Origin of the sequence: Pantoea sp. Taur, assembly GCF_009830025.1 — a bacterium.
Classification (GTDB): domain Bacteria; phylum Pseudomonadota; class Gammaproteobacteria; order Enterobacterales; family Enterobacteriaceae; genus Pantoea; species Pantoea communis.
On the sequence record NZ_SZZZ01000002.1, the window covers coordinates 139,611 to 152,231 of the forward strand.

The 12,621-nt window shown below is 54.6% G+C and carries 9 protein-coding genes; 5 read left to right on the forward strand and 4 right to left on the reverse strand.

Going from position 1 to position 12,621, the window contains the following annotated elements:
- Nucleotides 1-67 precede the first annotated feature (67 nt).
- Nucleotides 68-1,297, forward strand: a complete 1,230-nt coding sequence (locus FD744_RS03075) for a Fic family protein (RefSeq protein ID WP_237449324.1) — start codon at nt 68-70, stop codon at nt 1,295-1,297.
- Between the two features lie 407 nt (nt 1,298-1,704).
- On the forward strand, nt 1,705-4,065 hold the full coding sequence (locus FD744_RS03080; RefSeq protein WP_160867272.1) for a membrane-bound PQQ-dependent dehydrogenase, glucose/quinate/shikimate family: 2,361 nt from the start codon (nt 1,705-1,707) through the stop codon (nt 4,063-4,065).
- Between the two features lie 58 nt (nt 4,066-4,123).
- Here FD744_RS03080 and FD744_RS03085 read toward each other — a convergent pair whose 3' ends face one another.
- Together FD744_RS03085 and FD744_RS03090 are read right to left on the reverse strand one after the other, a co-directional pair.
- Complete coding sequence (locus tag FD744_RS03085) at nt 4,124-5,590, reverse strand: catalase (protein ID WP_160867273.1); 1,467 nt, start codon at nt 5,588-5,590, stop codon at nt 4,124-4,126.
- A gap of 95 nt (nt 5,591-5,685) precedes the next feature.
- Nucleotides 5,686-6,309, reverse strand: a complete 624-nt coding sequence (locus FD744_RS03090; protein WP_160867274.1) for a LysE family translocator — start codon at nt 6,307-6,309, stop codon at nt 5,686-5,688.
- A gap of 126 nt (nt 6,310-6,435) precedes the next feature.
- On the opposite strand from FD744_RS03090, the gene FD744_RS03095 reads away from it, so the two are divergent.
- From FD744_RS03095 to FD744_RS03105, 3 genes are all read left to right on the forward strand, one after another.
- Nucleotides 6,436-7,077: a glutamate racemase gene (locus FD744_RS03095; RefSeq protein ID WP_160867275.1), complete on the forward strand. Its 642-nt coding sequence runs from the start codon at nt 6,436-6,438 to the stop codon at nt 7,075-7,077.
- A 275-nt stretch (nt 7,078-7,352) separates the two neighbouring features.
- Nucleotides 7,353-8,156 (forward strand): glycoside hydrolase family protein, encoded by an 804-nt coding sequence (locus FD744_RS03100; RefSeq protein WP_160867276.1) that lies wholly within the window; start codon nt 7,353-7,355, stop codon nt 8,154-8,156.
- The gene (locus tag FD744_RS03105) at nt 8,153-8,551 is read left to right on the forward strand and encodes a hypothetical protein (RefSeq protein ID WP_160867277.1); all 399 of its coding nucleotides are present in this window, start codon (nt 8,153-8,155) and stop codon (nt 8,549-8,551) included. The genes FD744_RS03100 and FD744_RS03105 overlap by 4 nt, the downstream gene beginning before the upstream one ends.
- A 1-nt stretch (nt 8,552) precedes the next feature.
- Here FD744_RS03105 and FD744_RS03110 read toward each other — a convergent pair whose 3' ends face one another.
- Together FD744_RS03110 and tssH are read right to left on the reverse strand one after the other, a co-directional pair.
- Complete coding sequence (locus FD744_RS03110; RefSeq protein WP_160867278.1) at nt 8,553-9,986, reverse strand: serine/threonine-protein kinase; 1,434 nt, start codon at nt 9,984-9,986, stop codon at nt 8,553-8,555.
- On the reverse strand, nt 9,979-12,603 hold the full coding sequence (gene tssH / locus FD744_RS03115; RefSeq protein WP_160867279.1) for a type VI secretion system ATPase TssH: 2,625 nt from the start codon (nt 12,601-12,603) through the stop codon (nt 9,979-9,981). The genes FD744_RS03110 and tssH overlap by 8 nt, the downstream gene beginning before the upstream one ends.
- Nucleotides 12,604-12,621: the final 18 nt, after the last annotated feature.

Sequence of the window (12,621 nt, forward strand, 5' to 3'; positions counted from 1 at the left end):
TGCGATGAGATTACGCCGCCCGCCCAAACAACTGCTTGATACTCAGACGAGCGCTGAAAGTGCTGAGATGCTGAGCCGCTATGCTGAGTGGGATTTGCGCTATCTACATTTTGACGAACTTAGTCGTCGAATCCGGGATGCGGATGAACGGTTGGCGGTGTGGAGCGCGTTAAAATTTAAACGGCGCAGTACGGCTCAACATTTTGTCATTGCGTCACAAGAAGTCAGTTGCAACTTTACCGCCAAAATCAACGCGGCTATTTCCCTGGTGGATCGCATGACCTTTGCGCGCAATGGTGAGCCTACTGATGAGGACGCGGCCTCCTATCTGATGTCCCAATTGATCATGGAAGAAGCGATCTCCTCCAGTCAGCTCGAAGGCGCAGCAACGACCTCGCGTGTGGCGATGGAACTGCTGGCGGTGGGGCGGGAACCCCGTAACGAAGATGAGAGCATGATTATGGGCAATTGGCGGCTGATGCAGCATATTGCCGCCATGGGCGATGGACCGCTAACGCGTGCCGATATCCTGCACATGCATCACATCGCGTGTGCTGGCATCAATGACGAAAAATATCGGCCCGGTGAGGTGCGCGGCAACAATGATGTTTTTGTGGCAGGTCGTGATGGTGAAATCATCCATCAGCCGCCCGATCACACCGTATTGAATGGCATGCTGGATGCGTTGTGCGCTGAAGTCGAATTCCTGGAACAGCAGGGAACACACCCATTGCTGGTGGCCTGTGTTCTGCACTTTGCCATTGGTTATATTCATCCCTTCAATGATGGCAATGGCCGCACCGCACGGGGCTTGTTCTATCATCATTTGATTCGTCGTGGTTATCACGCCTTCCGTTACATTTCGATCAGCAAACTCCTCAAGGCGGCCTCCGTTAAATACGGCATGTCATACCTTTACAGCGAAACGGATGAGCTCGACCTGACCTATTTTGTCCAATTCCAGTGTGAAATAGTGATGCGTGCGGTGAATGCTTTCACAGAGCAAATCACTACGTTGCGTCAGGAACGGGCGCGTCTGGTGCATTGGGTAGAGGAGAATATGTCGTTGGCGAAAGGTGAGCTGGACATCATGGCGATTGCGCTACATGCGCCGGGTTCGCTATTGAGCGCAGCAGGGGTGAAATTAAGACTGGGTGTCGCCGATAATACCGCACGCAGTCGGCTGAAAAATCTGGCCGATCTTGGATTGTTAAGACCGATAAAGGAGGGAAAGGGCACGGTGTATCAGGCGCCGGTCTCCTTATGGAAATTGAAAGAGTGGCTTAAAAAACGCTGAGTAATCGCAAGCAATCGCAAAAGTGACGTTTTTTGCGATTGCTTGCGATCCGATTCAAACCCTTCGTGAGCGATAATTGCGCCTGACGTACCCAACACATCCACTACGGTAAAGTTGCGCGATGACCCCATACATCGGTCAAGATAAAAAACCCCCGTTCCTGTTATCAAAAAATGCGATTTATACTCACTAATGATTAATTCTCACGACGATAAGTGAAACGTGATTTCAGTCACATATTGAGCTCGGCGGGATTCATCAGTCATTAGCCCGGCTACATTCATAAGCGGAGCTAACGACACACTCAGCAACGGGTTTTTACTGTTCGCTAACGTAAGTTAAAATTCTGTTGAGTTTATGTAGGTTTATTTTGGGTGGTATTTGATGAAAAACGTTGAGGGATTGGCATGGTTAACAAACTAACCAGCATCGTGTTGGCGATTCTGGCACTGGCACTGCTCTATATGGGCGGGAAATTGCTGATGCTGGGCGGCAGCGCGTTCTATGCATTGATGGCGGTGGGCTTACTGATCACCGCCATTTTACTGTTCAGAAACCAGCGTAGTGCACTGGCGCTGTATGCGGTTTTGATGTGGATTACCCTGGCCTGGATTATCTGGGAAGTGGGCTTTGATAAATGGCAGTGGATCCCACGCGGCGACCTGTTTGGCGTGATTGGCCTGTGGTTGGCGATGCCGTGGGTGGTGAAACCGCTGTATCAAGGCGAACGCCGCTTCCACACCTTCCTGGGTGGCACGGTGATCGTGATGATTGTGGTGGTGATCGGTCTGTGCTTCTACGATCCGTTACCGCAGGCGGGCACGATTAGCAATGCGCGTGAACAAGCTAGCGAGCAGGGCGCCGCTAACGACTGGACCGCGTACGGCGGCACCACTGATGGCCAGCGTTTCTCTTCACTGAATCAAATCACCAAAGAAAACGTGCAAAACCTCGAAGTGGCCTGGACTTACCACACTGGTGACCTGCGTCAGGATGCGGATGCCAGCGAATACACCTTCGAAGCGACGCCGGTGAAAGCCAACGGCATGCTGTATTTCTGTACGCCGCATAACGAAGTGCACGCACTTGATCCCGAAACCGGTGCAGTGAAGTGGAAGTACACGCCGAATAAAGATCGTTCTTACCTGCAGCAGCACCAGACCTGCCGTGGCGTGAGCTATTACGAGCAAAGCCCGGTTGCTGCGCAGGATTCTGCTGCAGCGCCGGCCATCTGCCGTAAGCGTATCTTCAACGCCACCACCGATGCACAGCTGATTGCACTGGATGCCGATACCGGCAAACCTTGTGCTGATTTCGGCACCAACGGCGTGGTGGATCTGCATGCCAACATGGGCGAAGTGCGTCCACATGCGTTGATGCAAACTGCCGCGCCGCTGGTGGCCGGCAAGCTGGTGATTGTCGGTGGTTCAGTAATGGACAACGGCTTTAACAGCGGTAACCCGTCGGGTGTGATTCGTGCTTATGACGCCGAAACCGGTCGTCTGGTGTGGAACTTTGATCCATCGAACCCAGAAAATACGGCGCCAATTGCTGCGGGACAGAATTATCCGCAGGATACGCCAGTCGCCTGGGGTACGCTGAGTGCTGACCTGAAAAATGGTCTGGTGTATGTGCCGTTTGGTAACGCGTCACCGGATGAAGTGGGTATCGAACGTGATGCCAACAGCAACACCGAGAAGTTCCGCGATGCATTAGTGGCGCTGGATCTGCAAACAGGTGCGTTCAAGTGGCGTTATCAGAGTTCGAACCACGATCTGTGGGACCGCGATAACCCATCACAGCCGTCATTGCTGGATATCGATTATCAGGGCCAGAAACAGCCTGTGGTGATCCTGCCAACGAAAACCGGCAACCTGTTTGTCTTGAATCGCCTGACCGGTCAGCCCGTGTATCCGGTTAATCAGGTGAAGGTTTCCACTGAAGGTGGTGTGCCGGGTGAGAAGTTTGCCGCGACGCAGCCGGTCTCGAGCCTGAACTTCATTCCAGACCCGCTGACTGAGAAATCGATGTGGGGCATCACGCCGTTTGACCAGATGTCATGCCGCATGGACTTCCGTTCACTGCGTTACGATGGCAACCCATGGACGCCAGCCACCGAAGCCGGTTCGCTGATCTTCCCGGGTAACATTGGCGTGTTCAACTGGGGTTCTGTGGCGGTTGATCCGCAGCGTCAGATGCTGATTGCCGCGCCTGTGCGCCTGGCTTACAAATACAACCTGATCAAGCGTACGCCGCAGACCGAAACGCAGCGTCTGTTCACCAAAGATGGCCAGCCATACTGGAACGAAAACTTCCAGGGTGACTACGCGATCCACATTCAGCAGCTGGCGTCAGGTCTCGGCATTCCGTGTATCGCGCCGCCGTGGGGTCGTATGGTGGGCGTAGACCTGAAAACCGGGAAAACCGAGTGGTTGCGCCGTGTAGGTGTGACCAAAAACCTGAAAACCAGCTTCCTGCCGGGCCGCTTCCCAATCGGCTTCCCGATGGGCATGGTGGCACACGGTGGTCCATTGCTGACAGCGGGTGACCTGGTGTTCCATGGCGCAACCGCGGATAACTTCTTCCGCGCTTACGACAGCACCACCGGTGAACTGCTGTGGCAGACCGAGCTGAGCGCGGGCGCACAAGCCACACCGTCGACCTTTATGGGTAAAGACGGTAAGCAGTACGTGGTGATTGCGGCAGGCGGTCACGGTTCGCTGGGCACCCAGGCGGGTGACAGTGTGGTGGCATTCCGTTTGAAGTAATGAGGTAGTGATGTAATGAATAGGGGGCGCACACTGTTCGCAGCGGCGCCCTTTTTATTTAGCGTTTTGCGCGCTCGCTCTGCACCTGCTGTGCAATACGGTCGCCAATGGTTTGATCAATGTTGCGCCAGTACGCAAACGCGCGTGACAGCACCGGTTCTTCCACGCCATCCAACAAATGCCCGCTGACGTTGTTCACCAGACGGTCGCGTGCCGCATCGTCCATCACTTTATTCACCAGCGTATTCGCCTGACCGAAATCATCATCATCCTTGCGCAGCGTATACGGCGCACGCACCATGTTGCCTTGTGATTCCCAGGTGGAGTCGGTGGGATAACGCTCGCCATCCGCCACCGGACCGCCTTTAGAATTAGGTGCATACACCGGGTCGGAGACCGGATTCATCCGCATCGCACCGTCTTTGCTATAACTGTGCACCGGAGAATGAGGCGCATTGACCGGGATCTGTTTGTAATTCACGCCCAACCGCGCGCGGTGCGCATCGGCATAGGCAAATACACGACCAATCAACATTTTGTCAGGGCTCAAACCAATGCCGGGTACCAGATTGTTTGGCTCAAACGCAGCTTGCTCGATCTGTGCATGGTTGTCAGTGGGATTGCGGTTTAGTTGTAGTTTGCCGACTTTGATCAGCGGGTAGTCGGCATGCGGCCAGACTTTAGTGAGATCGAACGGGTTGAAGCGATAGGTCTCAGCTTCGGCAAACGGCATGATCTGCATGTAGAGCGTCCAGCTGGGGAACTCACCGTTTTTAATCGCGTTAAACAGATCGCGGGTGTGGTAGTCGCCATCCTGACCGGCCAACGTATCCGCGTTTTCCTGCGCCAGAAACTCCACGCCCTGATCGGTTTTGAAGTGATATTTGACCCAAAACTTCTCACCTTGCGCGTTGACCCACATGTAGGTGTGGCTGGAATAGCCGTTCATATGACGCCAGCTTTTGGGAATACCGCGATCGCCCATCAACCAGGTAACCTGATGCGCCGATTCTGGCGACAGCGTCCAGAAATCCCACTGCATATCGTGGTCGCGCAAATTGTTGTCGGCGCGGCGTTTTTGCGAGCGGATAAAGTGCTGAAACTTCATCGGATCACGAATAAAGAACACCGGGGTGTTGTTGCCTACCATGTCGTAGTTGCCTTCGCTGGTATAAAACTTGAGGGCAAAACCGCGCGGATCGCGCCAGGTGTCGGGACTGCCGCGTTCCCCTGCAACGGTTGAAAAGCGCATCACCACATCAGTTTTTGTGCCCGGCTGAAATACCGCAGCTTTGGTATAGCGGCTGACATCGTCCGTCACTTCAAAATGGCCAAACGCGCCGCTGCCTTTGGCGTGCGGCTGGCGTTCTGGAATACGCTCACGGTTGAAGTTCGCCATCTGCTCAATCAGGTAGTGATCGTGCAGCACCAGCGGACCGTCCGGCCCGACAGACAGAGAGTGTTCATCGCTGGCTACCGGAATGCCAGCATCCGTGGTGGTCGGTTTACGATCGTCATTGCTCATAATATCTCCAGCTTTTGTAAGGTTAATGCAACTCACTAAAGGTAGCAGCGCAGGCCAAACTTGCAGGCGAAGCGGGAGATGACAGGGCGTAGAGATTAATGCTTGAAGGTCATAAAAAGCTGAACCAAATTGCTGATAGCAAAAAACACCAGTATCAGCCCGCCACCGATGTTGATGGCGATGGACAGCTTACGGATATTGATCACTCGCGCTGAAGTCAGCAGCGTAAAACAGATGATCACCAGCCACAGGGCCATGATGGCAACGTGTATGGAGGCCAGCAGCAGATAATGCAGCAAGGCATGATCGCGACCGGCGAATTGCGATACCACGGTGAGATACAACATCACCGCTTTTGGATTAAGCACATTGGCTAGCCAGGCATCTTTAATCCCCATGCGGGCGCTACGGTAAGAGGCGACGGGTTGGGAAATATGACGACCTCGACGCAACAACTGTACGCCGAGCCACAGCAGATAAGCAGCACCCGCCACGCTTAACAGATTAAAGATAATGGGGGAACGCACCAGCAGGGCGCTAATGCCCAGGCCAATCAGCAGCGCATGGGTATAAATACCCAGAGCCGTGCCGAGAATGATCGCCGCCAGCCCGCGCGTGCCTGCCACCAGCGTGTTGTTAATCGCGAGGGTGAAACTCGCCCCGGGCGACAAGGCCACCGGTAAGATCGCAATGATAAAGGCGAGCAGGTGCAGGTTCATGAGGGTAACGGTTGAGAAATGTTAAATAATTTTGAATATTATTAGACGGTGAAGCAATAATCTACCACTGCAATCACGCCGCCAGGACTCAGCGGACCTATAAATAGCACAACAATAAGGATGACCATGACCATCGCTTGCCTGCATACCGCCGCCAGTAATATCGCGCTGTTCGATCACGCGGCACACGCCCTTGAATTACCTCCCCACACACTGAGCCATATTGTGATGCCGCATCTGCTGGCTGAAGCCGAACAAAGTGGCGGTATGACGCAGGAGCAACAGCAACGTTTGGCTCAGCTGTTGCACAGTATGGGACCGTGGTTTGATGCGATAGTCATTACCTGTTCAACGCTGGGGCCAGTGGCCGACACCTTCCAGCCGAAAAACACGGGCTGCCCGGTCTATCGCGCAGACCGAATGCTGGCAGATCACCTGCATCAAATGGCAGGGCCTGCGCTGGTGCTCTGCGCGGCTGAGTCAACGTTAGCCGCCACACGCCTGTTGTTCTGTCCACCCACGCTGCCAGCGGAGAAACAGCCGCAGGTCGCGCTGATCCCTGATGCCTGGGCCGCATTTAAATCGGGCGATCATCAACGCTACCACGCGCTCATTGCCGACGCGGTAACACAGGGACGCGAGCAGGGCGCACAACACGTAGCACTGGCGCAGGTATCGATGGCGGCGGCGGCGAACGGCATGCCCGAGGATATCCGGCCGTTGACCATTCCAGCACTGGCGCTGCAAGCCGTTATCGCCATCCACTGAGACAACACGTGGCAGTGGGAAAAGGCACAGTGCCTGCCGCCACGATTATTTTTTGGACCAAAAAGAGAGCAATTTCGTAGCAAGGAAATTCATTTCTTTGGCATCATGCTTATTTAAAGGTGACAATGAACTGTCACGAAAATGTCATTTAAGACTTTAAGAACAATCCGAACTTCCCAGTCCATTATTGCGGTTAAAAATGCGGCATAATTATCCGCTACGTGCTTCAGGCGTCAATAAAATTACTCACATGAAAAGAATTTTTGAGGCGAATAATGGAAACGATACAGGAAAGTGTTGGGCTGCGCGGAACCAATCGACCGCAAGATGTCAAACTGGTGCAAACATTATTAAATAAAAATGGTTTTCCGCAATTACAAATCGATGGCATTTGCGGGAATAACACCACTAAAGCAATTATCACCTACCAAAAACATTTTTATCATCATCCCGATGGCCTGGTGTCACCCGGCAAAAAAACCTTCAGTCAGTTGTCTTCCGGTCAGCGTAGTGGCTTGCCGCGCGCCCACGGTTCCACCGGCAGTAACCCCAACGGTGCGCGCAAAAATCCAATGACCATGTACCCGAGTTATCAGGTACTTAAACTGATGATGCAGTATGAACAGCTGCACACGTTACCGTATGACGATCACAGTTCTCACACCATCAGTAGCTGGACTGCGGGCGCGACCATCGGTTACGGACATTGGATCAGTCGACAGAGCGAATTCGACCAGTTTAAAGATGGCATCTCAGAGTCGGCTGCTGAAACGTTATTCTCACAGGATTTAAAAAAGTTTGTTGATGCAGTGCGACAGTATGCCAAAGTCGCGCTGACTCAAAATGAGTTTGATGCATTAGTCATGCTGGCGTTTAATATTGGCACACGTGATAACCTGAACCATAAAGGCTTATATTACTCGACGGCATTAAAAGTGATTAATGGCGAATCGCCAGAGGATTTAGATCGCGCGTGGATGCAGTTTGTTTATTCGCGCGGCGTGCGCATGAAGGGATTAGTGAATCGCAGGAAAAGTGAATTGAACGTATATCACAAAGGAATTTATATCAAATTATGAAAAAGTTACTTGCCTTATCACTGGTCTGTTTTTCACTCCACGCGATGGCACAGGCGCCTGCTGCCAAAAAACCGTTTTTTGACAGCAAAAGCTATCAGGTGTTTCTGGACACCAGCAAATGCGTTGAGGGCGATGTGGAGTGCGATGGCATTGTCTATCACTCGATCAATAAAAAGAATCACCATCAATTGACGCTGAAGGGATCGACGCTGAATATTGGCCCGTCGCACAATTTCCGTGGCTACATCTTCCGCAACGGTGATTACAGTTACGTGTTGTCTCCGGCGGCAGGCGCGGGTAACGATGACAACCACGTCTGGACGCTACAGGTTTCACAGCACCAGGCGCAGGGCGACAAGGTGCTGTTTAGCGAAAATGGCAACGTGGTCGAATAAATCAGCCTGCGGGAGTCGGCACATTCACCAGCCAGGTGCCGCTCCCTTCATCAATATGTAATGTATGCTGCCAGTGACCGCCTTGCTTAAGCGTCACCTGCAACTGATAGTCTCCCGGAACTAAACTCAACCTTTTCATGCCATCCTGATCATCCGTGCTTTGCGCTTTACCGTTGATTTCCACCTGAGTCAGCTGGGTGGCATCTGCTGCGCGCAAATAAATCTGCGCGGGCGTAACAGGGGCAGGCGCGACAGCGGGTTTAGGTGACGGCGTCACTTTCTGTTCTGCGACTTCCACCGCGGATTTTGTGGGGGCGACCGCCACGTGTGGAGGGCTATTGTTCTTCAATCCGTGCAACGCAAGCAGGGTCACTAATCCCGCTGCGGCTATCCCGCCGCCAATCCACAGCGTACGCCGTGTGCGTGGCGACACGATAGCCGGTTCAGAGATGGCTATCTCCGGCACCACCACGGCAGGCAACAAGGTTTCTTCGTGCGCAGTGGTCAGTTCCGGTTCTGGCGCATCACACTGCACCTCGCGGTCGTTTTCCACCAACAGATCGCGCAGGGCGACAATTGACTGCGGGCGCTGCTCGGGTTCGCAGGCCAGCATCTGGTCGATGGTGCGCAGCAAGCCGCGGGAGTAACCGCTCAGCTCCCGTTCAGCCAGTGGCTGATAACTATCACTCAGCGAACGCACCACGCTTACCGGCGGTGCCTCGCCGCAAATCAGCGTATGCAACACCGCGCCCAGTGCATAGATATCGGTCCACGGGCCCTGATCGCCATCGCGTCCTTCGCTGTACTGTTCAATCGGCGCATAACCCGGCTTCAGCATGATCTCGGTTTTATCCGTCAGATGTCCGATGGTTTTGCACGCTGAACCGAAATCCAGCAGCACCGGCGCGCCATCCTGTTGCAGCAAAATATTGTCCGGTGCGATGTCGCGATGCAGATAGTCGTGATCATGCAGGGTTTTCAACGCGCTCAGCAGTGGCGGCAGCATGTCGCGCATCGCCGCTTCACTGCAGGGGGTAAAATCCCGCAGGTAGCGACTTTTCAGCGTTTCACCCTGATAGAACTGCGTCACCATATAGGCGGTGTCGTTGGCTTGCCAGAAGCGCAGTACGTGCAACAGATGTGGATGGTTAAAGCGCCCGAGGGTTTTAGCTTCCTGCATAAAGCTGTTTAAACCCGCTTGATAGAGGCGCATAAAGCGCTCACTGCGTAACAGCAGATGATGATTCTCATCACGCAGTGCAATTGAAGCAGGCATAAACTCTTTAATGGCCACAGTGCGATCCAACTCGCTATCCCAGGCGCGATAGACAATGCCGAAGCCGCCTTCACCAATCACCTGCTGGATTTCATACTCGTTAAAGCGATAACCGATGGGCAGCGCCTGAGATGCAGTTTTGTTGCTGGCTTCACTCATGTTCTGCCTCCACACTGAATTCCAGCTGGAACGCCGCCTGTTGATAATCCACCCGCAGCCGACGCGGCGTCGCTGCGGCAGTTTCACTCAACAACTGACAGCTGATTTGTGGCAACAGTGTCTGCGATAATACCGCGTCCACCATGCGTCCACCGGATTCGCCTTCGGTGCAGCGCTGCATAATTTGCTGTGCCACGGCCGGGGCAAACTCGGCGATGATGGCGTGGCGATCGAGTAAGCGCTGCTGAATTTTTGCCAGCCGCAGATCGATAATGCGGATCAGCATGGCATCGCTGAGCGGCACGTACGGAATCACCGCCAGACGGCCCAGCAGTGCGGCGGGGAAGACTTCGCGCAGCGGCGCGCGCAGCAGGCGATTCATTGTCTCCGTGTCCGGCGGTACTTCATCCTGAGAGCAGGCGTGCGCCAGCTCATCACTGCCGATGTTCGAGGTCAGAATGATCACCGTGTTGCGGAAATCGATGCGTCGACCTTCGCCATCCTCCATCCAGCCTTTATCAAATACCTGGAAGAAGATTTCGTGCACGTCTGGGTGCGCTTTTTCGATCTCATCCAACAACACCACGCTGTAGGGGCGACGACGTACCGCTTCAGTGAGTACACCGCCTTCGCCATAACCGACATAGCCCGGCGGTGCACCTTTGAGCGTGGAGACGCTGTGCGCTTCCTGAAATTCACTCATGTTGATGGTGATCAGATTCTGTTCACCGCCGTACAAGGTCTCGGCCAGCGCCAGTGCTGTCTCGGTCTTACCGGTGCCTGATGGGCCACACAGCATAAATACACCAATGGGTTTGCCGGGATCATCGAGTCCGGCGCGCGATGTCTGGATGCGCTGCGCGATGGCGTTGAGCGCCGATTGCTGACCGATGACCCGCTGTGCCAGCGTATCGGCAAGATTGAGCACCGCATCGCGTTCACTTTGCAGCATGCGGCCAAGTGGGATACCGGTCCAGTCGGCGACCACGCTGGCCACCACGCTGCTGTCGACAGCCGGGAAGGTCAGTGGCGTATCGCCTTGCAGGTCGTCCAGCTGCTGCTGTAGCGCCTGGTAGCGCGCGCTGCGTTCGGCATCCTGATCGACCAGCAGCTCTGCACGCAGCGCACTCAGCTGCTGGGTCAGAGCCAGCGCCTGTTGCCAGCGCAGATCCAACTGCTGCTCTTCATCTTGCAATATTACTTGCTGCTGTTGTGCTTTGGCGATTCGCGCAGGGGCGGAGTCAAAGCCGAGGCGGGCTTCACGTTCGGCGATGTCAATTTCAAGTTGCAGTGCTGCCAGCTGCTGGCGGCAAAATGCTAACTCTGGCGGTTGATGGTGCAAGCTCACCGCCACGCGGGCGCAAGCGGTATCCAGCAGGGCAATGGCTTTGTCGGGCAGCTGGCGGGCCGGGATGTAGCGTTGTGAAAGACGAACCGCGCTCTGTAATGCTTCATCCAGCAACAGTACCTGATGATGTTGCGACAGGGGCTGGGCCAGATGGCGCAGCATCAAAATCGCAGTTTGCTCATCTGGCTCAGCCACCTGTACCGGCTGGAAGCGACGGGTCAGCGCCGGGTCTTTTTCGATGTACTTTTTGTACTCCGCCCAGGTGGTGGCGCCCACGGTACGCAGCTGCCCGCGCGCTAACGCCGGTTTCAACAAATTGGCGGCATCGCCCGTGCCTTGCTGGCCGCCAGCGCCCACCAGCGTGTGGATTTCATCGATAAACAACACAATCGGCTGTGGGCTGGACTGCACCTGGTTGATCACCGCCTGCAGGCGCGCTTCAAATTCACCTTTCACTGAGGCGCCGGCCTGCAGCAAGCCGATATCCAGCAGCCACAGTTGCACCTGCTGGAGCGGCGGGGGCACGCTGCCGCTGGCGATACACTGCGCCAGGCCTTCTGCCAGCGCGGTTTTACCCACGCCAGCTTCACCGGTCAGCAGCGGATTGTTCTGGCGACGGCGCAACAGGATATCGATCATTTGACGAATCTCTTCATCGCGGCCGACCACCGGATCGATGTTCCCGGCGCGCGCTTCAGCGGTGAGATCGCGGCCATATTTCGCCAGCACATTTTCGCCGCTGGTATTAACCGATGTAGATTGAGTGACGTTGTCACTTATGTTCTGCTGCTGTTCATCGCTGGACTGAATGTAATCGCTAAAGGACTCCAGCAAACGATCGGCGCTGATGCGGCCAAATTCGCCGGAGATCGCCATCACAACATGACGTAATGCCACCGTTTTCAACAAGGCGAGCAACAAATGCCCGCCGCGAATCTGGGTCTCTCCCACGCTGAGCGAGCAGTAGATCCAGGCACGTTCCACGGCGTTATCGATATGTTCCGCGAGATCGGCCACGGCACTGGCTCCGCGCGGCAGGCGATCCAGAGCGCTGACCAAATCACTGCTGAGTTGCGCGTCATCCAGTTCAAAACGTCGCGCAATCTGCTGTAAGTCGCTGTTAGGCTGCTGCCAGAGTTGATGCAGCCAATGCACCAGTTCGACATACGGATTCCCACGTAATTTGCAAAACGCGGTGGCACTTTCCAGTGAGGTGAACAGAGTGCGATTCAATTTGCTAAACAGAACGTTGCGACGAATATCTGACATGGTGTTCCCTTATCTACG